This is a genomic window from Streptomyces sp. 1222.5 (assembly GCF_900105245.1).
GTDB lineage: Bacteria > Actinomycetota > Actinomycetes > Streptomycetales > Streptomycetaceae > Streptomyces > Streptomyces albidocamelliae.
Window position 1 is genome coordinate 8,267,271 of record NZ_FNSZ01000001.1, and the last position, 22,420, is coordinate 8,289,690.

Genomic DNA, 22,420 nt, shown 5'->3' on the forward strand with positions numbered 1-22,420 from the left:
GGCGAAGATCGGTTCTCCTGTGGTCTACGGCAGTCCGGCGTGGTGCGCCATCACGCGCAGGGCTTCGTCCAGCGCCTGCCGCTGCTCCCACGTCAGGCCGGCCACGAGGTCATCGTCCAGGGCACGTGCCATGGACGTGCACCGGTCCAGCAGGCCGTGTGAGTCCGGCAACCGCCCAGACCGTACGGCTCCGTCGTCGCTCCCGTCCTCGTCGTGGCCGGCCTGGCGCAGATCGGCGACGCCGGGAGCGGTGTGGGGCGGGGCAACACGGCGTCCGGCACCTCGCGTAGGCGCGTGGTGGTTCCCACGCCCACTGAGCTTCAGGCATGGGCTCCGTCACCTTCAGTTCTGACGGACGATGGACGCGTTCAAGGCCGTGGCGAAGGCGGACCATGCCGCGTAGGGGAGCAGGGCGGCGGCCGCTGTCCGGTCGGTTCGTGCCACGCGGCGGATGAGTTCCACGTTGCTGACGTCGAGCAGCACCGTGCCGAGCAAGCCTGCCCTGGTGCTGCGCAGGCCGAAGAACAGCCGGCTCCACCCCGCGTTCAGAGTGAGGTTGACCGCCAGGCTCGCGGCCAGCAGTCCGCGTTCCCGCCGGTGGGAGGCGGTGTCCAGCGCACGGCCGCCTGCGTAGGCGATCGTCGCGTACAACGGTGTCCAGACGGCGCCGAAGGCCCGGGGCGGCGGTTCCCACAGGGGCTTGCGCAGGGACCGGTACCAGTCGCCGTCGGCGTCGACGGCTCGCGCGCTCGTGGCGGCAGCGGCGGCGACGGCCGCACCGGTGGCGGCGAAGCACGGCCAGGATCCTGTCCATCGCCGGTTGCCGCCGTGCCGCCTGATCAGCCTCATGCTGCTAGTGCTTCCCCGAAGGCGACGCTCGTACCGGTCGCGGTCGCGCTTCTCACCGTATGCACGGCCGCTACGCCGTCCGGGTAAAGGGGGATGCCGGGCGGCACCCCGGAAGGCGCCCCGCCCCCTGTCGACGGGTACGGCTCACGGCGACGCCGGGCGGACACGGTGACCCTCGCGACCAAAGATGATCTTGGCTGACGGCGTGGGGACGTCGTCCGCGAGCGCCAGGGCCTCATCAGGAGATACCAGCAGGCCTCCGGCCTGGACTCCGACGGTGTCGTCGGCCCGGTGACCGGTGGCCGCATGTACTGGGCGTGGATCGCCGGTGACCTCGACGGCCCGGCCTGCTACCAGGCGATGCCCACCCAGTCGTAGCCTCACCGACGGTGCCGGGGCGGCGGCAGGTCGTGCTGCCGCCCCGGCCGCGCCGCGCCACCGCCTACGCATCCGGATCCCAGCCGCGGAGCAGCTCGAACCGACCGTGATCGCCGTCAAGTCGGCCCCACCATGTCGCCCCTCGCCCAGGTGCCGCACCAAATCGAACAGCGTTCACTCGGGGCAGGTCGGTACCCGCACCTCGAGACCGGGCGCGGAGGCGACCGCGGTACAGAAGTCGCCTTCGGCGACCGTGGAGGAAATCTGGTCCAACCAGTTGACCAGTGGCCCACCTCCGTCCACCCTGTGCGTCATGACCGAGCGACACATCCGGCGCGAGGCGGTTTCGGACCAGCTTTTCGCCGTACTGCGCGACAGGATCCTCGGCGGTGGCCTGCCTCCCGGCTCCCCCCTCACCGCCGAACGTGACCTGGCGGCCGAGTTCGGCGTGAACCGGCACGCGGTGCGCGAGGCCGTCAAACGGCTTCAGCAGGCCCGGCTGGTCGAGGTCAGCCACGGGGGTCGCACGCTCGTCCTGGACTGGCGGCGCAGTGCCGGCCTCGACCTCGCCGTCGGGATCGCCGCGTCCGACGGCGGACCCTCGGTCGCGGACCTGGCACGCGACGCCTTGGAGATGCGGGCGTGCATCGGCGCGGACGCCGCCCGGCTGTGCGCGATCCGGTGTTCGGAGTCGACCGCCCGGGAGATCGTCGAGGCGGCGTGGCGGTACGCGCGCAGCGGGCCCGATCTGGAGGAACTCGGCCTGGCGGACGTCGCCTGGTGGCGGCTGATCGTGGAGGGGGCCGCGAACATCGCCTACCTCCTGGCCTTCAACAGCCTGGTGGACGGCACGCTCCCGGTCGCCGACGTACCGGACGACCTGCGGACCGCCGAACTGCTCGACGTGGAGACGCATGTGCGGCTCGCCGAACTCATCGCGGCACGCGAGTCCGAGGCGGCCGAGAGACTGGCGCGCGAGCTGCTGTCCCGCAGTGTGCCTTCGACGCCCCGGAAGGCGGTGCGCTGACATGATCCCCACCGTGGTCTACGCGATACCGGCGTTCGTGCTGCTGGTGGTCGTGGAGGCACTCTCCTACCGTTTCCTGCCGGACGACGACGAGCGCGGGTACGAGCTGCGGGACACCGTCACCAGCATGTCCATGGGCGCCGGGAGCCAGGTCATCGCGGTGCCGTGGAAGGTCGTGACGCTCGTGCTGTACGCGGCCCTGTTCACCGTCGCCCCCTGGCACCTCTCCGCGTCCTCGGCATGGACCTGGCTGCTGCTGTTCTTCGCCGACGATCTGGCGTACTACGCCTTCCACCGCGCCCACCACCGGGTGCGGGTGCTGTGGGCGAGCCATGTGGTCCACCACTCCAGCGTCCGTTTCAACCTCTCCACCGCCCTGCGCCAGAGCTGGACTCCGATGACGGGCCTGCCGTTCTGGCTGCCCCTGGCGCTGCTCGGCATCCCACCCTGGATGATCCTGCTCCAGCAGGCCTTCAGTCTGGTCTACCAGTTCTTCCTGCACACCGAGCGGGTGGACAGGCTGTGGCGGCCGGTGGAGTGGTTCTTCAACACGCCCTCCCACCACCGTGTCCATCACGGCTCCAACAACGCGTACCTGGACCGCAACTACGGCGGCATCCTCATCCTCTGGGACCGGCTCTTCCGCACCTTCGAACCGGAGGGCGAGCGCGTGGTGTACGGCCTCACGAAGAACATCGACACCCACAACCCGGTGCGGGTCGCCTTCCACGAGTTCGCCTCGGCGTGGAGCGACGTCCGCACGGCCCGTCGCTGGCGCGACCGCGCCGGCTATCTGTTCGGCCCGCCCGGGTGGGTGCCGGACGCGAAGGGGTGAGAAGGCACCGCCGAAGCACCGGCTGCGGGCCGGGCCCGCGGCGGCGGTGCCTGGAGGCGGGGGACCGGGAAGCGGGGAGTCGCGCGCGAACGGTGGCGATGTCGGACCTGTGCGTCGCGCGAAACCGCTGGCGGAGCACCTTGCGCAAGGGTTCCCGCACCTCCTCGACGGCTTCATGCATGTCACGTAGACGGTGGACAGCCTTCGGGTGTCGGCCCGGTCGGCTGCCTGGAGCCGCTGGTCGGCCAGTGCGAAGAAGGCCCGTTAGTCGTCGGCGTCCACGTCGTTTCCGGCCAGACAGGCGGAGAACGAGCGGTAGGCGCGGTTCACCTTCGGATCGCTCCGGAGGCGCGCCACCCGGGCGAACCACTCGGGCGCCGCCGAAGCCGTGGGCCCGCAGGTAGTCACCGCCGCGTACGCGGAGGGCGGCGGTTCCGCGACGGTGACCATCTGGGGGGAGGACGGCGGACTCCCGCCGGCCCGCTGCTGAGCGCCCTCCGCCTTACGAACCGATGACCTGGTGGCGCGAACGGTGTCCGTACGGCCGTGCGGTACGAGACCCTGGGTCCTCGGCGCCGGTCAGGCAGGGCGTCGTCGCGGTACAGGGAAGCGGCTGCCGCGAAGGGGCGCTCCGGGCCGACCCCGGGGCGCCCCGCCGCATGCCACCCCACCCACGCCCCGGGGCCCGCCGGCCCGGCCGTCATGACGTGAGCGGCTGGCGCATGTCCAGGTAGCAGCGCAGCCGGACGCCCACCTGCCCGGGCCCCCGGCTCGCACGTTCGACGGCGGTGATGGCCCACATCGAGGCCAGAGCGGCGTGGAAGGCGAACGCGGTCCGGTCGTCGGCGGCCGCGATGTCGACCACCACCAGGCCGGGCTCCGCCACGTGCACCTCGTGAATCACATCCATGACCGGAACGACGCCTTCCGGGGTGTGGGGGGTTCGTCCGGGGCTCACCTTTCACCCGGTTGGACACCTCGGGCACACCACTGCGCCCGGCTCACAGGACCCGCTGCCGGCGTCCGAGCCACGTCTGGGCGACGACCACGGCCGCCAGGAAGGCCCCGCTGACCACCTGTTGGTAGGCGGAGTCCAGTGAACCGATCTGGTTGATGACGTTCTGGATCACCTTCAGCAGGGCCACGCCCACCAGCGAGCCGCTGATGAAACCGAAGCCACCGGTGAGCAGCGTGCCTCCGATGACCACGGCCGAGATGGCCTCCAGCTCCATGCCGGAGCCGAGGATGGTCACCCCCGACACGAGCCACGCGGCGTTCAGCGCACCGGCGAGACCCGCGCACAGCCCCGACAGGGTGTACACCGCGACCTTCGTCCGGGCCACGGGCGCGCCCATCAGGGCGGCCGCGTCCTCGTTGCCGCCCACCGCGTACACGTACTGGCCGAAGCGGCTGCGCCGGAGCACCACGGATCCCGCCACGAACAGCGCCACGGTGATCCACACCGGCACGCCGACACCGAGCAGGGAGCCCTGGCCGAGCTTCGCGAAGAACGAGTCCGTCTCCACGAGATAGGTGCGTGAGCCCTCGTCGGTCAGCGCGAGCAGCACACCGCGCGCCCCGAGCATGGCGGCCAGGGTGACGATGAACGGGGCCAGCCCGGAGCGCGCGATCAGCAGTCCGTTCACCAGTCCGACGAGCCCGCAGACCGCGAGCGGCAGCAGCAGCGCCACCACGGTGCCGTACTGCGACCCCCACGCGGCGAGGACACCCCCCAGAGCGAACAGGGAGCCGACGGACAGGTCGATCCCGCCGGTGACGATGACGAAGGTCATGCCGAGGGCGACGACGGCGAGGAAGGCCGACGACAGCGCCATGTTCGCCAGGTTGTCGCCGGTCAGGAAGGTGTCGAAGCCGAGCGACGCGGCGGCCATGGCGATCACCAGGGTGACCAGCGCGCCGTGCTGCTGGGCGAGCGCGCTCAGGCGCTCGGATCGAGTCGCACCGGGTGGCGCGTCCTGGGTGACGGCGGCGGTCGTGGTTCCCATGGCTGCCTCCCCGGTGTCGGTGGTCATCGCTTCCTCCGTTCGCGCGCCGCGTAGACGGCACCGACGATCACCACGGCCTGCGCGATCTGTGTCCACGACGGGGGCAGGTCGTGCTTGATGAGCGTGGTGGTGAGCAGCTGGATCAGCAGGGCGCCCGCGACCGTGCCGCCGATCCGGACCCGGCCGCCGCTGAGCGGGGTGCCGCCGACGACCACCGCGGTGATGGCGGACAGTTCCATCAGCGTGCCCAGGGAGGTGGGGTCGCTCGCGGTGAGCCGGGCCGTGGCCAGGACACCCGCGACCGCCGCCAGGGCGCCCGAGCAGACGTAGACGATGACGAGGACCCGTCGCACGGGCAGGCCCGCGAGGCGCGCCGCCGGCCGGCTGTCGCCGATGGCGAGCAGCTGACGGCCGAATGTGGAGCGCTTGACGGCGAACGCCACCAGCAGCGCGAGCACGACCGCGATGAGGACCAGGTACGGGACGCCCAGCACGTCACCGGAGCCGAGAGAGGCCATGCCGGGATCGTGGACGTCCTTGAGCTGGGGGAGCAGGACCAGGGCGAGACCACGGGACCCGACCATCAGGGCGAGCGTGGCCACGATGGGCTGCACTCCCATGAAAGCGATCAGCGCCCCGTTGGCCGCCCCGACCAGCATGCCCCCGGCCACGGCGATCAGTGTGGCGATCCACGGCCCGTAGCCCAGGTAGAGCGACAACAGCGAGGTGGACAGGGCCATGACGGAACCGACGGACAGGTCCACTCCCTCGGTGCCGATCGCGAGGGCCATGCCCAGGGCGACGATCAGCACGGGGGCGACCTGTACGGCCTGGGTGCGGAAGTTCTCGGCGGAGGCGAAGTGCGGTGTGAAGGCGAAGTTGAACAGCAGCAGCACCACGACTCCGCCGTAGACCCCGTAGTTCTGCAGCAGGCGCAGCGCCCGGTCGCGGTCCACCGTGCCGCGGGCGAGGCTCAGATCAGTCACGGGCTGCTCCTTCGGGTACGTCGGCGATCGCGCGCAGCAGTTCGTCCTCGGTGACGGCGTCACCGGTGAGTTCCCGCACCACCGCACCGTCCCGGAGGACGACCACGCGGTCACTGCCCTCGATCAGCTCCTCGGTGTCCGAGGAGATCAGCAGGACGGCCAGACCCTCGCCGGCGAGTTCGTCGACGAGGGCCTGCACCTCCGCCTTGGCTCCCACGTCGATCCCGCGCGTGGGCTCGTCCAGCAGCAGCACCTTCGGGTGCAGGGCGAGCCAGCGGGCCAGGAGCACCTTCTGCTGGTTGCCGCCCGAGAGTTCGCCGACCTTCTGGTGCGGGCTGGAGGCCTTGATACGCAGCCGCTTCATGAACGTCTCCACGACGCGGTCGATACGGGCGTCGTCCACCAGCCCGAAGCGCGACAGGCCCGGCAGCGCGGCGAGCGCGATGTTCTCCCGCACCGACAGGCCCGGCACGATGCCCTCGGTCTTGCGGTCCTCGGGCAGCAGACTGATCCCGGCCCGGATCGCCGCCGGGGTGGACCCGGCGCGCACCGGCGCGCCAGCCACCACGACCCGGCCGCCGTCGACGGGCAGGGCGCCCGCGATGGCCTTGGCGGTCTCGCTGCGCCCGGAGCCGAGCAGCCCGCCGAGCCCGACCACCTCTCCGGGGCGCAGCGACAGCGAGACGTCACACAGCCGATGACGAACCGTCAACCCTCGTGCCGTCAACACCGGTTCGGCCGCCGTTTCGTGGGACCCGCTGAACTTCGTCAGGCCCTCGCGGCGTACCTCGCCGATCTCCCGCCCGAGCATCAGCCCCACCAGATGCAGCCGGTCGAGGTCGGCGAGGCGGCCGGTGTGCGCGACCCGGCCGTCGCGCAGGACGGTGACCGCGTCGCAGATCTCGTACAGCTCGTCCATGCGGTGGCTGACATAGACGACCGCGATGCCGCGCTCGCGCAGGGTGCGGATCACCTCGAACAGCGTCCGCACCTCGCGGGGCTCCAGCGACGAGGTGGGTTCGTCCATGATCACGACTCGTGCGTCGATGGCCACGGCCCGGGCGAGGGCGACCATCTGCTGGGCACCGACGCCGAGCTCACGCAGGGGACGGCGTACGTCGACCCGGATGCCGAGGCCGCGCAGGGTCTCGTCCGCCTCGCGGTGCATACGGCCGAAGTCGATCAGGCGCAGCCGGTTGCGCGGCTCGCGGCCGAGCAGGAGGTTACGGGCCACGCTCATCAGCGGGACGAGGTTGACCTCCTGGTAGATGGTGGAGATGCCCGCCTGCTGGGCCTGCAGGGGAGTGGTGAAACGGACCGGGGCGCCGTCGTAGGTGACCTCACCGGCGTCGGGCAGGTGGACGCCGGTGAGGACCTTGATCAGGGTGGACTTGCCGGCGCCGTTCTCGCCGACGAGGGCGTGCACCTCCCCGGCCCGGGCGGTGAAGTCCACGTCGGACAGCGCCCGCACGCCGGGGAAGGTCTTGCACAGTCCGGTGACCGCGAGCATCTCAGTAGGCCTTGCCCAGGTCGGACTTGGCGTTGCTCTCGGTGTAGGAGCTGTCCTGGATGACGATGTCCTGAGACACCTTCTGGCCCTGGGTGAAGGTGTCCAGGGTCTGGAACGCCAGCGGCCCGAAGCGCGGGTTGGACTCGACGACGCCGTGTATCCAGCCGTCCACGATGCCCTGCACGGCGTTGCGGGTACCGTCGATCGTCACGATCTTGACCTCGCCGGGCTTCTTGCCGGCCCCCTTGAGGGCGTTGACGGCGCCGAGTCCCATCTCGTCGTTCTCGGCGTAGACACCCTTGATCCCCGGCTTGGACTGGATCAGGTTCTCGGTGACGGACTGCCCCTTCTCGCGGGCGAAGTCACCGGTCTGCCGGAAGACGATCTTGAGCCCGGGCGCCTTCTCCTTGATGCGGTCCTCGAAGCCCTTGGTGCGTTCGGTGGTGACGTTGTTGCCCGCCGCGCCGAGCAGGATGGCGATCTCGCCCTTGCCGCCGGTCGCTTCGATCATCTGGTCGGCGGCCCGCTTGCCCTGCTCGACGAAGTCGGAGCCGATGAAGCTCACATAGTCCTTGCAGGCGGTGGCGTTGATCTTCCGGTCGATGGTCACGATGGGGATGTGCTTGGCCGAGGCGGCGCGCAGCACCGGCTCCCACCCGTCGGAGTTGAGCGGGGCGATGACCAGCAGGTCGGCACCCTTGGCGATGAGGTCCTGGACGTCGCTGATCTGCTTCGAGAACTGCGACTGGGCGTTGGCGGTGAGAAGTTTGACGCCCCGTTTCTTCGCCTCCGCCTTGATCGAGGCGGTCTCCGCGATGCGGAAGGGGTTGGCCTCCTTCTCGGACTGGGAGAAGCCCACGGTGGCGGACTTCAGGTCGGTCTTCTCGCCACCGTACGCGTCGATGGCGCAGGTCGGTCCGGATCCGCCGCTGGGCGAGGCGACGACCTGGCCGGAATCGGGGTTCTGAGAGGCGCTCCTGTCACCGCCGGAGTCGTCCTCGGACTTGGCGCATCCGGCCACGAGGGCCAGGCTCGTGACGAGGCCGGCGGTGAGGAGGTTCCGCACGTGAACGCGGCGCTGTGCTGCGATGGGCTTCATGAAAGTCCCCAGACGGCGTGGCCCCGGCGCACTGGGAGCGCTCTCGGGGTCGGACGGCTCTTGCGGTCAACTCGATGTGCACGTCGTTCGGGGAGGTTTTTACATCGTTGGAAGGGTGGTGTAAACCCCTCCCGCTCGAACTCCGGGCCACAGCGCCGCCGCCACCGTCAACGCCGGCCCAGGGTGCTCTCCCGCTCCACCAGCCGGAACTCCGCGCTCAGTTCACGTCCGCCCGTCTCGCCCCGGCCCGACAGGCTGCGCAGCAGCGAAGCCACGGCCATCCGTGCGATGGCCTGCTTGTCCGGCGAGATCGTGGTCAGCGACACGGCACCGAACCGGCCCTCCGCGATGTCGTCGAACCCGACCACGGCGACGTCCCAGGGCACCCGCAACCCCCGCTCGTGCAGCACCCGCATCGCCCCGATCGCGATCAGGTCGTTGAGCGCGAACACCCCGTCGGGCCGTACCCCCGAGTCGAGCAGCTGGGCCATGGCACGGGCGCCGTCGTCCCGGTCCCAGCCGCCGACCGGGACCACCAGGTCGTCCGGCGCGGGCACCCCCGCGGCGGCCAACTCCTGCCGCCAGCCGAGGAGTCGCAGGTCGGCGGGCCGGTTGGCGGCATCGGTCCGCGCGCCCAGGTAGGCGATCCGGGTACGGCCCCGGCCCAGCAGGTGCCGAACGGCGACCCTCGCCGCGGTCACGTTGTCGATGACGATGTGGTCGTGCGGGGTGTCGTACTCGCGCTCGCCGAGGAGCACGAGCGGCACGTCGTCGGACCGCCCCTGCAGGTCCTCGGCCTCCAGCTCCAGCGGGCTCAGGATCAGTCCGTCGATCACCCGGGCCCGAAACCCCTGGCTGACCAGCACTTCCTGCTCGCGCCTGCCACGTGTGTGATCGAGCAGCACCGTGAACTCGTGCTCCGCCGCCGCGTCGATGACCGCGCTCGCCAGCTCCGCGAAGTACGGGTTGCCGAGCTCCGGTACGGCGAGCGCGATGATGCCGGTGCGGCCCTTGCGCAGGTGCCGCGCGGTCAGGTTGGGCCGGTAGCCGAGTTCGTCGATGGCCTCCTGGACCCGGGCCCGCATCCCCGGTGTGACGTGCGGATAGTTGTTCACGACATTCGACACGGTCTTGATCGAGACACCGGCCCGTTCGGCCACGTCTTTCAGACTCACCCGCAAGGGAACTCCTCGACGTCGACGGAGGCTCCGGGGGCCGGAGCCTTGTCATGACCCTGGACAGCGGCCGGGAGCCGTGCTCTCATGCCAACTGCCGTTGCTTCCAACGTTGTACAGACTGAAGCAGTGAGCCGCCACCCTTCCCCTCAGTCAAGGGAGAACCGTGCGCATCAGACCACTCCGACACCGACTGTCCCTTCTGCTCGCCGCCGCCCTGGGTTTCGCCGGGCTGGCCGCGGTACCCGACGCCACGGCCGCGGACAGCACCGAGGTCCATGGCCTCAAGGGCGAGTACTACACCCAGTCCGCCCCCGGAGCCTTCGACTTCGCCCAGCTCAAGGCCACCGGATTCGACCCGCAGCTCGACTTCGGCTCCCTGGAGTCACGCCTGAACTCGGCCACCGGCCAGTCGGACGACGTCAGCGTCCGCTGGACCGGCCGGATCGTCCCCGAGAAGACCGGCGCCACCACCTTCTCGATCACCGGCGACAACGGCTTCCGCCTCTGGGTCGACGGCAAGCTCACCATCGACCACTGGGTCGACGACTGGGACCGCGAACAGACCAGCGCCCCCGTCGAACTGACCGCCGGCAAGGCCTACGACATCAAGGTCGAGTACTTCGAGCACTACGGTGGCTCCAACCTCCACCTGCGCTGGACGCCGCCCGGCGGCACCGAGGCCGCCGTACCGCAGTCGGCGTTCCTGCTGCCCGAGGGCTACGCCTACGACGGCGCCATAGCCACCACCGTCCTGCGGGACGGCCGGACCCTGCGCCTCGACTTCGCGCAGCCCCTCGCGACGCCCGCGAAGGGGATCACCGACCACCTCGACGCCGTGATCGGCGGCGCGAAGTGGCCCCTGGGCGCCGTCCGGCTCGCCCCGGACGATTCCACGTCGCTGCTGGTCTCGCTGAAGGAGCCGGTCGTCGGCAACAAGACCGGCACCGCGCCCGGTCTGGCGGACGTCCGCTACGACGGCGAGGGGAGCCTCGCATCCCAGGACGGCAACGTTGTCAACGCCTTCTGGAGCAGCGGCGCCAACCACTCCACCCACGAGCTGCGCACCAAGTGGGCCGACGAGGTCACTCCGGCCAACGCCCACCGCGAGTACCCGAGGCCCCAGCTCACCCGCGACGCCTGGCAGAACCTCAACGGCAGCTGGCAGTTCGCCGCGGCCAAGGCCGGTGAGCAACCGCCCGTGGGCCGCACCCTCGGTGAGCGGATCCTCGTCCCCTATCCGGTGGAGTCCCAGCTCTCGGGCCTGGAACGGCACGAGGACCGGATGTGGTACCGGCGCACCTTCACGGTCCCGGCCGGCTGGAAGATCGGTGACGGCAAGCGGCTGCAACTGAACTTCGGTGCCGTCGACTGGCGGGCCGAGGTGTACGTCAACGGCACCAAGGTCGCCGAACACCAGGGCGGCTACGACAAGTTCAGCGCCGACATCACCGACGCCCTCGAGCCGGGCCGCACCCAGGAGCTGATCGTCGGCGTCTACGACCCGACCGACGCGGCGAACGGTGAGAACCCGCCGATCGGCAAGCAGCGCCTCGACCCCAGCGGCATCTGGTACACCCCGACCTCCGGCATCTGGCAGACGGTGTGGCTGGAGCCCGTGGCCTCCGACCACGTGGACCAGCTGAAACTCACCCCGAACGTCGACGACGGCACCCTCACGGTCGAACCGCGGGGCACACGCGACGGCCTGTCGGTCACCGCCACGGCGTACGCCGGAAAGCGCAAGGTGGCCACGGCGACCGGACGCACCGGTGAACCCCTCACCCTGAAGATCCCGCACGCCCGGCTCTGGTCGCCGGACGACCCGTACCTCTACGACCTCGAGGTGAGCGTCGGCCACGACCGTGTGGGCAGCTACTTCGGGATGCGCTCCATCTCCGTGCAGAAGGTGAACGGTGTCCCGCGCACCCTCCTCAACGGCAAGCCGGTCTTCATGATGGCCACTCTCGACCAGGGATTCTGGCCGGACGGCCTGTACACCGCACCGAGTGACGAGGCCCTCGCCTACGACCTGAAGATGCACAAGAAGATGGGCTTCAACTCCGTCCGCAAGCACATCAAGGTCGAGCCCGACCGCTGGTTCTACTGGGCCGACCGGCTCGGCCTGATGGTGTGGCAGGACATGCCGGCGATGACGGCGGGCGTGAACCCGTCCCCCCCGGCACGCGCCGAGTACGAACGCGAGATGAAGCAGATGATCGACGAGCACATCAGCAGCCCGTCCGTCGTCATGTGGGTCGTGTTCAACGAGGGCTGGGGTCAGTACGACATCGGCCGCGTCGCCTCCCAGGCCAAGTCCTGGGACCCCACCCGCCTGGTCAACAACATGTCGGGCCTCAACCTCGGAGCCGACGGCGGGGCCGGTGACATCATGGACGAGCACGGCTATCCGAGCCCCGCCCTGCCACCCCGTCCGGACGGGCAGCGGGCCCTGGTCAGCGGCGAGTACGGCGGTCTGGGCCTCGGCATACCGGGCCACGCCTGGTCGGTCCAGCAGTCCTACGTGGACGTCGACCCGACGACGTACACCGACGACTACCTGAAGAAGCTGACCGAGGTCCACGCGCTCGCCTGCCGCGGCGGCAACGGCGCGGTGTACACGCAGATCTCGGACGTCGAGGGCGAGCTCAACGGCCTGCTGACGTACGACCGCAAGGTGGTCAAACCCGATGTGTCCCGGTTGGAGGCGGCACAGACCGCCCTGATCGACGACGCGTCACGACCGGTGCCGGCGGGCTGCGCCTGACACGGGGACGGAACCGCACACGTCATCGGTAGTGGTCGGTCCGCCCACGGCTTCGGTCGTGGGCGGACCGCTGCGCGGCACCGGACGTCAGCCGACCTGCCGGCAGCCGACGGTGGGGTAGATCCGCTGGATCAGGGTGGTGGCCTGGGGTGTCGTGGTGATGGTGAACACGGGGCCGCCGTTGCAGGACCACTTGGTCGTCACCAGTTCGGCCGCCTGGGCGGAGGGCGCCAGCGCGAGGGTGGCGAACACGAGGGCACCGGCGATCGCCGCGAGGCGGACACGAGTGGTGGAGGGGCGCAGCTTCATGACACTCCTTGGTCTCGGCGGACTTCTGACCGCTCTCCCCTCGATTGTTCGGAAACTTTCCGACGGCGGTTGACCGGAATACCCCGATTGGCTTCCCCTTCGCTCTTTCAGGTGCGGTGGTCGCCGTCCTGGGCGAAGCCGGGTGTGCCGGCAGCCAGAAGGCGGGCGGCGTCGCCGACCCCCTGCTCGGCGCGCCACACGGCCGCCGGGCGGCGCTGCGCGACGCGCGACATTCCGCGGCCACCTTCCCCCTGAACGGGGTCGAACCGGTGCAGAATTCCGAGCTGGCGACCATGCCGGCCGCAAGGAACCGTGCCGGCTTCCAGAACCACCGCTTCCAGGTGTCACCGGCGGACGGGGGCAAAGGATGACCACGGACCACCGCGGCACCGTGACGACCGGGATCGCGCGACTGCACGCGTCACCGGGCCTCGCCGGGCCCGGCCGGCTCGGACTCGTCACCAACCACACCGGCGTCCTCCCCGACCTGCGCCCCGCCCCGTCCGCGTTGCTCGAAGCCGGCGCTCGGCTGGTCGCGCTGTTCGGCCCCGAACACGGACTGCACGGCACCGGCCAGGCCGGGGAGAGCGAGGCCGTCCGGACGGACCCCGCAACCGGCCTGCCCGTCCACGACACCTACGGCTGCGACGCCGAGCGCCTCGACAAACTGCTCATCGACAGCGGTGTCGACGCACTGGTGTACGACCTCCAGGACATCGGCGCCAGGTTCTACACCTACGTGTGGACCATGTTCGACCTGATGGTCTCGGCGGCCCGCACCGGCGTACGGTTCGTGGTCGCCGACCGGCCCAATCCGCTCGGCGGGCTGGTCAGCGAGGGCCCGTTGCTGGAGCCGGCGTATGCCGGTTTCGTCGGGCGGGCCCCGGTGCCCGTCCGGCACGGGCTCACCTGCGGTGAACTCGCGCGGTACCTGAACACCTCCGCCGTCCTCGACGCGGCGGGCACCGCTGCGGACTTGACGGTGATCGAAGCGGTCGGCTGGCGGCGAGCGATGGACGCGGAGGCCACCGGCCTGCCGTGGGTCGCGCCCTCGCCGAACATGCCGACCACCGCCACCGCCACCGTCTATCCCGGGACCTGCCTCTTCGAGGGCACGAACCTCTCCGAGGGCCGGGGCACCACGCAGCCCTTCGAGACCGTCGGAGCCCCGTACATCGACGCACGGTTCGCGCCCGCGCTTGCCGAACTCGCGCTGCCCGGAGTGCACTTCCGCGACCTGCGGTTCGTACCGACCTTCCACAAGCACGCCGGACGGCCGCTGCGCGGCGTCCAGCTCCATGTCACCGACCGCGAGACCTTCGCCCCGGTACGCACCGCCGTCGCGATGCTCGCCACGCTGCGGGGCCTGTACCCGGAGGACTTCGCCTGGCTCACGCCCGACGGCGGCGCGGCGGGGACCGGTCACCGGCACTTCATCGACCTGCTGTGGGGATCCGACCGGCTGCGGCGCGCCGTCGACGCGGGTGACGACCCGCTGAAGCTGTGTGATCCGCCCGCGCCGCCCGCCCGGTGGGCCGGCGACGACGCACTGCTCTACGCATGAGCGCCGCCGACCCCTGCGCCCCGCGCGCCCGCCCTGCCCCCGCCACGCCCGCCGCCCGTGCACGGAAGGACCACGCCGTCGATGACCGAGCAGATCGACCGAACCACGTACTGCCGGGCCGAGGTCCGCGGCTTCCGCGCGGGTGACGGGCCGCGGTTGGTCGAGACGTGGTGCCGCAGTGCCCCCGCCGACCCCCTCACCCCGGACCGCTTCCGTTCGTCGGTGCTGCTGGACGCCAACTTCGATCCCGAGGGGCTGCGGGTCGCCGTCCACGAGGACCGCCTGGTCGGCGCCGCCTACGCCGTGCGCCGCCTGACGCCGATGACCGGAACCGACCTGGAACCCGAGCAGGGCTGGATCCCCTTCTTCTTCGTCGACCCGGCCGCCCGCGGGCAAGGACTCGGCCGCCGGCTGCTGACCGAAGCGCTCGACTGGCTGCACGGTCACGGCCGTACCCGGGTGGACTTCTCGTCGTACACCCCGAACTACATCCTGCCCGGCCTGGACGCAGAGACGTATCCGGAGGCCGCCGGACTCCTGGAGTCGCTCGGCTTCCACACCCTGTACGAGGCGGCGGCCATGGACCGCGGCCTGGTCGGCTACCGCCTGCCGGAGGATGTCGCGCTCCGCCTGGACGAACTGCGGACACTGGGCCACCGGTTCGGCACCCCGTCCGACGACGACCTGGTGGAACTGGTCGCGCTCGCCGGGAACCACTTCGCCCCCGACTGGGCCCGTGCGATCCGCGAGTGCCTGGCCGCGGGAACGCCGCTCGACCGGATCGTCTGTGTCCGGGACCCGGCGGGCCGCCTCGTCGGCTGGGCGATGCACGGCGCGTACGAGTCGGCCGACGAGCGGTTCGGTCCCTTCGGTGTGCTGGAGGAGACGCGCGGTACCGGGCTGGGCAAGGTTTTGCTCCACCTGGTCCTGGAGCGGATGCGGGCACGTGGCGCGCACTCCGCGTGGTTTTTGTGGACCGGGGAGCAGTCCCCGGCGGGCCATCTGTACCGCAAGAGCGGCTTCGCCACCACCCGGGTCTTCCGCGTCATGCGCCGGGAGGCCGCACGATGAGACCACCACGCCGCGGCAGCGGCCCGAGCCGCCGGCACTTCGCGCTCGCGCTGCCCTCGGCGCTGCTCACCGCCGGATGCGCCGCACCGCACCAGGGCACCGGTCGTCCCGGTGACCCGATCGTCCTCACCCTCCTCTCCCACTACACGAGCGGAGAGCTCAAGGAGGCCCTGCAGAGCCCGGTCGACGAGTGGAACGCCTCGCACGACCGGGTCAAGGTGCAGACCAAAGCGGTCGAATTCACCGACCTCCTGACCACGTTCATGGTCCGGCAGGCCGCCGGGCAGGGCGCGGACATCCTCCATCCGTACTGCCTGTGGAACGGCCAGCTCGTCCAGGCCGGCGTCCTGCGACCCGCCCCACCCGAGCACGCAGAGGAGATCCGACGCGGGTACGGAGAGGCCGCCGTCCGCTCCGCGTCCGTCGGGGGCAGGATCTACGGCTATCCCACCGAGGTGCAGACGTACGCCCTCTACTACAACAGACGACTGCTCCGCGAGGCCGGGATCACCCGTCCGCCGCGCACCTGGCGGGAGTTGGAGGAGGCGGCCCACCGCACCGCCGCGCGCGACCGCTACGGCAACACGCTGGTCCAGGGGTTCGGGCTGTCGACCTACGACGACTCCACCACCGTCGGCCAGACACTCGCCCTGCTCAACGCCGCCGGCGGAACCTTCGTCTCCCCGGACGGCAGGAGCACCGCCATCGACTCGCCCGCCGGCCGGGCCGTGTTCGATCTGGAGCACCGCCTCATCGCCGAAGGGGCGAGCGCCCCCGGCATCAACGTCTACAAGGCGTTCGCTTCCGGACAGGTGGCCATGGTGATCAGCGCCGGCTGGTGGACCGCGAACCTCAAGTCACTGATGGGCAGAGCCTATCGGGACGTCGGGGTCGCACCCGTGCCCGTACCCGGCATCGGCGACACGAACGCCACGCTCTCCACCGGCTTCATGCTCGGCGTCAACGCCACCGCCCGACACCCCCGAGAAGCCTGGGACTTCCTGCGCTGGCTCAACACCGACAGGACGCGCGCGAGCCACACCGCACAGCACACGACAGCGACCAGGATGAGCTCCCTGCAAGTCTCGGTCGGTTCCCTGACCGGCCGCGCCGACGACATGCACGCCCTTCTCGGCCAGGGCGGTGACCCGAACCTGCGCCCGTTCCTCGACGCGCTGGCGTACTCGGTGCCCGAGCCGAACGGGCCGGGCGCCCAGCAGGCCAAGTCGCTGCTGCGCAAGAACATCGAGGCGCTGTGGACCGGCCAGCAGTCGGTCGACGAGGCCCTGCGCACCACCCGCCGACAGGTCGACCAGGAGGTGTCGCGCTCGTGGTGAACACCCTGGCGCCGGAGACGACCGGGCGGCCGGCGCACACCCCGCCCGTCACCGAGCCCGCCGTCGACCGCCGCAGCCGGATCCCACGCCGCCAGGCCACGGTCGCGTACCTCTTCCTGGCACCGACGCTGCTGTTCTTCGCCGTCTTCCTCATCCTGCCGCTCGGCTTCGCGCTGCTGCTGTCGATGTCCCGCTGGGCGGGGTTCGACCTCGGCGACATCGATCCGGTGGGCCTGGACAACTTCACCGGCCTCTTCTCGGCCGGCTCGACGTTCCTGACGCCGATCCTCACCAACACCCTGCTGTTCGCCCTGGGCACCGTGACACTCGCTCTCGCCGGCTCCCTGCTCGTCGCCACCTGCATCGACCAGCTCCGCTTCCAGGGCCTGTGGCGCACCCTGTACTTCCTCCCGATCGTCACCACCGTCGTCGCCGTCGGCAACGTGTGGAAGTACATGTACGAGCCGGGCGGTCTGGTCAACGGCGTCCTCAACGCCTTCGGTCTCGGCTCGGTGGCCTTCCTCCAGGACCCGGACACCGCCCTGGCGTCGGTCGTGGTCGTCCAGGCGTGGGCCTCGGTGGGCTCGGCGATCCTCATCCTGACCGCCGGGCTGAAGTCCATCCCCGAGTCGTACTACGAGGCCGCCGCGCTCGACGGGGCCGGCCCCGTCACCGTCCTGTGGAAGATCACGCTGCCGCTGCTGCGCCCCTCCCTGCTGTTCGTGTGCGTCACCCAGTTCCTCACCGGCCTGCAGTCGTTCGCGCTGATCATCGTGATGACCAAGGGCGGCCCGGGGGACGCCACCAACGTGGCCGCGCTGGAGATGTACCGGCAGGCCTTCTCGTACGGCGACTGGGGCACCGCGAGCGCCGCCGCCTTCGTGCTGTTCGTGGTGGTCCTCGCGGTCACCCTGGTGCAGCTGTGGATCTTCCGGCGCAAGGGAGAGGACGCATGATCCGCCGCCGATTCCCCTGGTTCTCCTACCTGTTGGTCGTGACCGGCGCCGTGCTCACGGTGGTGCCGTTCCTCGACATGGTGATGACGTCCTTCAAGGGGCCCGGTGAGTCCGGCACGCTGCCGTACCACTTCCTGCCCGAGGCGTTCGACCTGTCCAACTACCGTGCGGCGGTCGACCAGCTGGACCTGCCGGTGCTCTTCCGCAACAGCGTCGTCGCGACCGCCGTGATCACCGGGTCGGTCCTGCTCACCTCGTCGCTCGCCGGCTACGCGCTGGCCAAACTCCACTTCCCCGGGCGCGACTTCGTCTTCCGGCTCGTGCTGTCGACGATGATGTTCCCGCCGTTCCTCTTCTTCGTCCCGCACTTCCTGATCCTGGTGCACTGGCCGCTGGCCGGCGGCAACGACCTCTTCGGCCGCGGCGGCGCCGGCCTCACCGTCAGCATCGTGGCGCTCGCCGTGCCGTTCCTCGTCAACGGCTTCGGCATCTTCCTGATGCGGCAGTTCATGGTCTCCATTCCCGACGAGGTGCTGGAGGCGGCACGCATCGACGGCGCGGGGGAGTTCACCGTGTGGTGGCGGATCGTGGTGCCGCAGACCAAACCGGTCATGGTGACACTCGGACTGCTGACCTTCGTGGACGCCTGGAACGAGTACATCTGGGCCCTGCTGGTGTCGACGGCCAACCCGGCGGTGATGACACTCCCCGTCGGTATCCAGCTCCTCCAGGACTACGTCGACCCGACCCGCACGATGCCCATCGTCATGGCGGGCCTCGTCGTGAGCGTCCTGCCGGTCCTGGTGCTCTTCCTGCTGCTGCAGAAGTACTACATCCGCGGCGTCATGCTCAGCGGCCTCAAATAACAGCGGTCACCAGGACGTGCGGTCCCGCGCCTGATGGGCGTCACGAGCGCGCTGCACGTCGTGCGGGTCGGCTCCGTGAGTGTCCAGCTGGGAGGCGAGGACCGCCGCCTGGACCCTGCGCTGCACACCGAGTTTCGCCAGCAGCCGCGAGATGTGGTTCTTGACGGTCTTCTCCGACAGGAACAGCCGCTTGCCGATCTCACGGTTGGTCAGACCGTCACCGATCAGCGCGAGGATGCCCCGTTCCCGCGGAGAGAGACCGGCCAGCTCCGGAGGCAGCGACGGGGCCGCGGCCGGGTCCGTGCGCAGGGAGCGCATCAGACGGGCGGTGGTCGCCGGATCGAGCATCGACTGGCCCGACGCCACCGTGCGCACCGCCGACACCAGGTCCGAGCCCTTGATCTGCTTCAGGACGTATCCGGCCGCGCCGGCCATGATCGCGTCCAGTAGCGCCTCCTCGTCGTCGAACGAGGTCAGCATCAGACACGCCAGCCCGGGCATCCGGTCGCGCAGCTCCCGGCAGACCGAGATGCCGTCGCCGTCCGGCAGGCGCACGTCGAGGACGGCCACGTCGGGGCGCAGGGCGGGGCCCCGGGCGAGCGCGTGCTCGGCGGTGTCCGCGTCGCCGACCACGGAGATGTCCGGTTCGGCGTCGAGAAGGTCCGACAGGCCGCGCCGCACCACCTCGTGGTCGTCGAGCAGGAACACACGGATCGGGTGCTGCTCGCTGAAGACGCGCGTCTCGGTCATGGCGATCCCACGTTTCGCGGACGACGACAGCCTGCCGACTGCCCCTTGCGGACCGATCATCGCCGGTCGGCGCCGGTCGCACCAGGGCCGACCGGCCCCAGTCGCCCCGCGGCCCGGCGGCGCCCCGGTCGCCCCGCGGCTAGTGCGTCACCCTGTCGTGGGCCAGGTCGAACTCCACGTCCACGACCCCTTCGACGGCCCTGACCAGACGGGCCGCCACAGGAACGAGGGCGTTGTCGCGGATCCTGCCGGTCAGCGTCACGACACCGTCGTGCACCTCCACCCGTACGGCCGACGCCGGCGGCGGGAAGAGGTACACCGCGACCTCGCGCCGTACCTCCTCGGCGATGTCCTCGTCGTCGCGCAGGAACACCTTGAGCAGGTCGGCGCGGCTGACGACACCCGCCAGCATGTCGTCGTCGTCCACCACCGGCAGCCTCTTGACGCCCGCGCACGCCATCATCCGCGCGGCCTCGGCGAGGGTGGCGTCGGCGTGCACCGTGACGGCGGGCGAGGACATGAGGTCCCCGGCGGTGAGGGCATCGGCCTTCGCCACGTCGACGGGCCGGCGCAGCGCCAGATAGGCCCGGTCGGGGCCGTCCCGCAACTCCTCCTTCGGCAGCAGGTCGGCCTCGGACACCACGCCGACCACCCGGCCCTCACCCTCGATCACGGGCAGGGCGCTGACCCGCCAGTCCTGCATCAGATGCACGACCTCCTTGAACGGGGCCCGGCGGCCGACGGCGGCGACCGTCAAGGTCATCACGTCACTGACGATGTGCGGGAAGCCGTGCATGGTCACTCCACAGGCGCCTCGACGATGTCCGGCTCCTTCCAGGGTGGGCCGAGAACCCGGAAGGTGCCATGGGCCGCCCGGCCCCCGCCGCCCGCCGGCTTCCGCGCCACGGCGGGCCGATCGGCCCCCGATGGGGCCGTGTGGCCCCTGACCCCGCCGCCGGCCCCGGCGCCACGCTGGTGTGGGACGCGGACCCGGGAGGAGGAGACCATGGCGCCGACCGTCACCGTGGGCCTCGACGACTCGCCCGAGAGCCGGGCCGCGGCCGAGTGGGCGGCCCGCGAGGCGCTGCTGCGCCGTCTGCCCCTCGAGATCTTCCTCGTCCAGGAGCCGTCGCCCAGGAGGGTGGCCCGGACACCGCTGCTGGACCTGGAGAAGTACCGGCAGTGGGCCGAGCGGACGGCACACGAGTCCGCCGAGGGCATTCGGCTCCGCCACCCCGGCCTCGACGTGACCGCCGAGGTGCTCACCGGGACCGTGGCCGACGTCCTGTGCGAGGCCGCGGGCCACGCCGAGCTGCTGGTGCTGGGTTCGCGAGGCCTCGGCCGGCTCGGCGGCCACCTCGTCGGATCGGTCGCCCTCGCCGTCGTCGCCCGCGCCGAGCGCCCGGTGGTGCTGGTGCGCGCCGGGGAGCAGGCCGCCGACGAACACCTGCCGGACCCGGCGGGCGTGCCCTCCGCGGCGGCGCCCTATCGGCCCGTGGTCCTCGGCCTCGACCTCGACCGCCCGGACGGCACACTCACGGAGTTCGCCTTCGACGCCGCCGCACGCCGCCGAGCACCCCTGCGGGCGGTCCACGCCTGGCCCGAGCCGCCGACCTCCTTCCACGACCTCGACGACGTCCCCGGTGACGTCGACGTCCACGACTCGCTCGAACGCGGACAGGCGGCCCTGCTGACCAGGACGCTCCAGCCATGGCGGCAGAAGTTCACCGACGTCGAGGTGATCGAGGCGAGCCGGTGCGGCAGTGCCGCACAGGTCCTCGTCGCCGCCTCCCACGACGCCTCGCTGGTGGTCGTCGGCCGGCGTGTGCGCACGGGCCTGTTCGGCGCCCACATCGGCCATGTCACCCAGGCCGCCCTCCACCACGTCGCCGCGCCCGTCGCGGTCGTCGCGCACGGTTGACCGTCCCCGAGGAGTGAGAAGCCATGAGCGCAGCAACCGCACATGCCTTCGGCGAACCCCTGGACCTCCCGATGGTCGTCGGCGTCGACGGCTCCGAGCGGAGCCTGCGCGCCGTGGACTGGGCCGCCGACGAGGCGGCCCTGCGCGGCGCATCGCTCCGCCTGGTGCACGCCTCCCTGTGGGAGCGCTACGAGGGCACCACTCCCACCGCCGACACCGAGGAGCCGTCCGAGGAGCTCATGGCCGAGGACGTCGTCGAGGCCGCGGAACGGCGCGCCCACCGCCGGCAGCCCGGCATCAAGGTCTTCACCGACGTGCTGCCCGAAGAGCCGGAGTACGCCCTGACACGGGAGAGCCGCAGCGCCCTCCTGCTGGTCCTCGGCTGCCGTGGCCGCAGCGGCATGGCCGAGGCGCTTCTCGGCTCGGTCAGCGTCGCGGTGGCCGGCCACGCCCACTGCCCGGTCATCGTGCTGCGCGCGAACCACTCCGGCGAGGCCCGCCCGCAAGCCCACGGCCGGATCGTCCTGGGGGTGGGCGACAGCCCCGCGGGCTCCGCCGCCGTGCGCTTCGCGGTCGAGGAGTCCCTGCTGCGCGGCGTCCCGCTGGAGGCCGTACGGGCGTGGCGCCGACGGCACCCGTACGAGCAGCACGCACAGCCGCCGACCACCGGCGGTCCGGCCCATCCGCAGGAGCGACAGGCCAGGGACCTGGTGGAGGAGGCCCTTCACGACTGCCCGGCCGGCCTCCAGAAACGATGCCGTACGGTCGAGGGCCGCGCCCAGGACGTCCTGCCGGCCGCCGCGCACGGAGCCGACCTGCTCGTCGTCGGCGCCCGGCGCCGCCCGGGCCACTTCGGGCTCCAGCTCGGCCGGGCCGCCCATCGGGCACTCCACCACGCGGACTGCCCCGTCGCCGTCGTACCCGAGCCGGCCTGGGAGGGGGACCGGACCCGGCGCCGCGACGGTCCCGCACCCGCCCCGCCGGACCACGGACAGCACACCGAAACAGGGTGAG

Annotated in this window: 22 protein-coding genes; 10 read left to right on the plus strand and 12 right to left on the minus strand. The window is 71.1% G+C overall.

The annotated features are described in order from the left end of the window. Positions 1–24: 24 nt before the first annotated feature. On the minus strand, positions 25–171 hold the full coding sequence (locus BLW57_RS41660; protein WP_176985870.1) for a hypothetical protein: 147 nt from the start codon (positions 169–171) through the stop codon (positions 25–27). Between the two features lie 171 nt (positions 172–342). After that, a complete protein-coding gene (locus BLW57_RS37505) occupies positions 343–849 on the minus strand; it encodes a TspO/MBR family protein (protein WP_093480124.1) in 507 nt (168 codons plus the stop codon). Between the two features lie 691 nt (positions 850–1,540). On the opposite strand from BLW57_RS37505, the gene BLW57_RS37510 reads away from it, so the two are divergent. Next, positions 1,541–2,254 carry a FadR/GntR family transcriptional regulator gene (locus tag BLW57_RS37510; protein ID WP_093480125.1) on the plus strand — a complete coding sequence of 238 codons (714 nt, stop codon included), beginning with the start codon at positions 1,541–1,543 and terminating at the stop codon, positions 2,252–2,254. A gap of 1 nt (position 2,255) precedes the next feature. Beyond that, positions 2,256–3,089, plus strand: a complete 834-nt coding sequence (locus tag BLW57_RS37515) for a sterol desaturase family protein (protein WP_093480126.1) — start codon at positions 2,256–2,258, stop codon at positions 3,087–3,089. A 700-nt stretch (positions 3,090–3,789) separates the two neighbouring features. On the opposite strand, the gene BLW57_RS37525 is transcribed toward BLW57_RS37515, so the two are convergent. The 6 genes from BLW57_RS37525 to BLW57_RS37550 all read right to left on the minus strand — a co-directional run bounded on the left by BLW57_RS37525 (position 3,790) and on the right by BLW57_RS37550 (position 9,871). Continuing rightward, positions 3,790–3,999 carry a DUF6207 family protein gene (locus BLW57_RS37525; RefSeq protein WP_093480128.1) on the minus strand — a complete coding sequence of 70 codons (210 nt, stop codon included), beginning with the start codon at positions 3,997–3,999 and terminating at the stop codon, positions 3,790–3,792. Between the two features lie 91 nt (positions 4,000–4,090). Then, on the minus strand, positions 4,091–5,095 hold the full coding sequence (locus BLW57_RS37530) for an ABC transporter permease (RefSeq protein WP_371127876.1): 1,005 nt from the start codon (positions 5,093–5,095) through the stop codon (positions 4,091–4,093). A 23-nt stretch (positions 5,096–5,118) separates the two neighbouring features. Then, the gene (locus tag BLW57_RS37535; protein WP_093480130.1) at positions 5,119–6,081 is read right to left on the minus strand and encodes an ABC transporter permease; all 963 of its coding nucleotides are present in this window, start codon (positions 6,079–6,081) and stop codon (positions 5,119–5,121) included. Next, positions 6,074–7,591, minus strand: coding sequence for a sugar ABC transporter ATP-binding protein (locus BLW57_RS37540; protein ID WP_093480131.1), 1,518 nt, complete (start codon positions 7,589–7,591; stop codon positions 6,074–6,076). Before BLW57_RS37540 ends, BLW57_RS37535 begins: the two co-directional genes overlap by 8 nt. A 1-nt stretch (position 7,592) precedes the next feature. After that, on the minus strand, positions 7,593–8,690 hold the full coding sequence (locus BLW57_RS37545; protein WP_093480132.1) for an ABC transporter substrate-binding protein: 1,098 nt from the start codon (positions 8,688–8,690) through the stop codon (positions 7,593–7,595). A 167-nt stretch (positions 8,691–8,857) separates the two neighbouring features. Then, positions 8,858–9,871, minus strand: coding sequence for a LacI family DNA-binding transcriptional regulator (locus BLW57_RS37550; RefSeq protein ID WP_093480133.1), 1,014 nt, complete (start codon positions 9,869–9,871; stop codon positions 8,858–8,860). A 160-nt stretch (positions 9,872–10,031) separates the two neighbouring features. Here BLW57_RS37550 and BLW57_RS37555 point away from each other — a divergent pair, with 160 nt between their 5' ends. After that, positions 10,032–12,632 (plus strand): PA14 domain-containing protein, encoded by a 2,601-nt coding sequence (locus BLW57_RS37555; protein ID WP_093480134.1) that lies wholly within the window; start codon positions 10,032–10,034, stop codon positions 12,630–12,632. Between the two features lie 87 nt (positions 12,633–12,719). On the opposite strand, the gene BLW57_RS37560 is transcribed toward BLW57_RS37555, so the two are convergent. Then, on the minus strand, positions 12,720–12,941 hold the full coding sequence (locus tag BLW57_RS37560; protein ID WP_093480135.1) for a hypothetical protein: 222 nt from the start codon (positions 12,939–12,941) through the stop codon (positions 12,720–12,722). Between the two features lie 107 nt (positions 12,942–13,048). Next, positions 13,049–13,174 carry a hypothetical protein gene (locus BLW57_RS42660; protein WP_256339717.1) on the minus strand — a complete coding sequence of 42 codons (126 nt, stop codon included), beginning with the start codon at positions 13,172–13,174 and terminating at the stop codon, positions 13,049–13,051. Between the two features lie 134 nt (positions 13,175–13,308). Between BLW57_RS42660 and BLW57_RS37570 the strand changes: the two genes are divergently transcribed. From BLW57_RS37570 to BLW57_RS37590, 5 genes are all read left to right on the plus strand, one after another. Beyond that, entirely contained in the window at positions 13,309–14,505 is a 1,197-nt protein-coding gene (locus BLW57_RS37570; protein ID WP_093480137.1) for an exo-beta-N-acetylmuramidase NamZ family protein, read from the plus strand. Between the two features lie 81 nt (positions 14,506–14,586). Continuing rightward, positions 14,587–15,576, plus strand: a complete 990-nt coding sequence (locus BLW57_RS37575; RefSeq protein WP_093480138.1) for a GNAT family N-acetyltransferase — start codon at positions 14,587–14,589, stop codon at positions 15,574–15,576. Then, a complete protein-coding gene (locus tag BLW57_RS37580; protein WP_093480139.1) occupies positions 15,573–16,913 on the plus strand; it encodes an ABC transporter substrate-binding protein in 1,341 nt (446 codons plus the stop codon). Before BLW57_RS37575 ends, BLW57_RS37580 begins: the two co-directional genes overlap by 4 nt. Beyond that, complete coding sequence (locus BLW57_RS37585; RefSeq protein ID WP_256339718.1) at positions 16,907–17,869, plus strand: carbohydrate ABC transporter permease; 963 nt, start codon at positions 16,907–16,909, stop codon at positions 17,867–17,869. Before BLW57_RS37580 ends, BLW57_RS37585 begins: the two co-directional genes overlap by 7 nt. Continuing rightward, complete coding sequence (locus tag BLW57_RS37590; RefSeq protein ID WP_093480140.1) at positions 17,866–18,735, plus strand: carbohydrate ABC transporter permease; 870 nt, start codon at positions 17,866–17,868, stop codon at positions 18,733–18,735. Before BLW57_RS37585 ends, BLW57_RS37590 begins: the two co-directional genes overlap by 4 nt. A 6-nt stretch (positions 18,736–18,741) precedes the next feature. Here the strand turns inward: BLW57_RS37590 and BLW57_RS37595 are convergent, their stop codons facing one another. Beyond that, a complete protein-coding gene (locus BLW57_RS37595; protein ID WP_256339719.1) occupies positions 18,742–19,485 on the minus strand; it encodes a response regulator in 744 nt (247 codons plus the stop codon). A 139-nt stretch (positions 19,486–19,624) separates the two neighbouring features. Continuing rightward, a complete protein-coding gene (locus BLW57_RS37600; RefSeq protein WP_093480141.1) occupies positions 19,625–20,281 on the minus strand; it encodes a CBS domain-containing protein in 657 nt (218 codons plus the stop codon). Positions 20,282–20,491: 210 nt separating this feature from the next. Between BLW57_RS37600 and BLW57_RS37610 the strand changes: the two genes are divergently transcribed. Together BLW57_RS37610 and BLW57_RS37615 are read left to right on the plus strand one after the other, a co-directional pair. Further along, a complete protein-coding gene (locus BLW57_RS37610; RefSeq protein ID WP_093480143.1) occupies positions 20,492–21,406 on the plus strand; it encodes a universal stress protein in 915 nt (304 codons plus the stop codon). Between the two features lie 23 nt (positions 21,407–21,429). After that, the gene (locus BLW57_RS37615) at positions 21,430–22,419 is read left to right on the plus strand and encodes a universal stress protein (RefSeq protein ID WP_093480144.1); all 990 of its coding nucleotides are present in this window, start codon (positions 21,430–21,432) and stop codon (positions 22,417–22,419) included. Position 22,420: the final 1 nt, after the last annotated feature.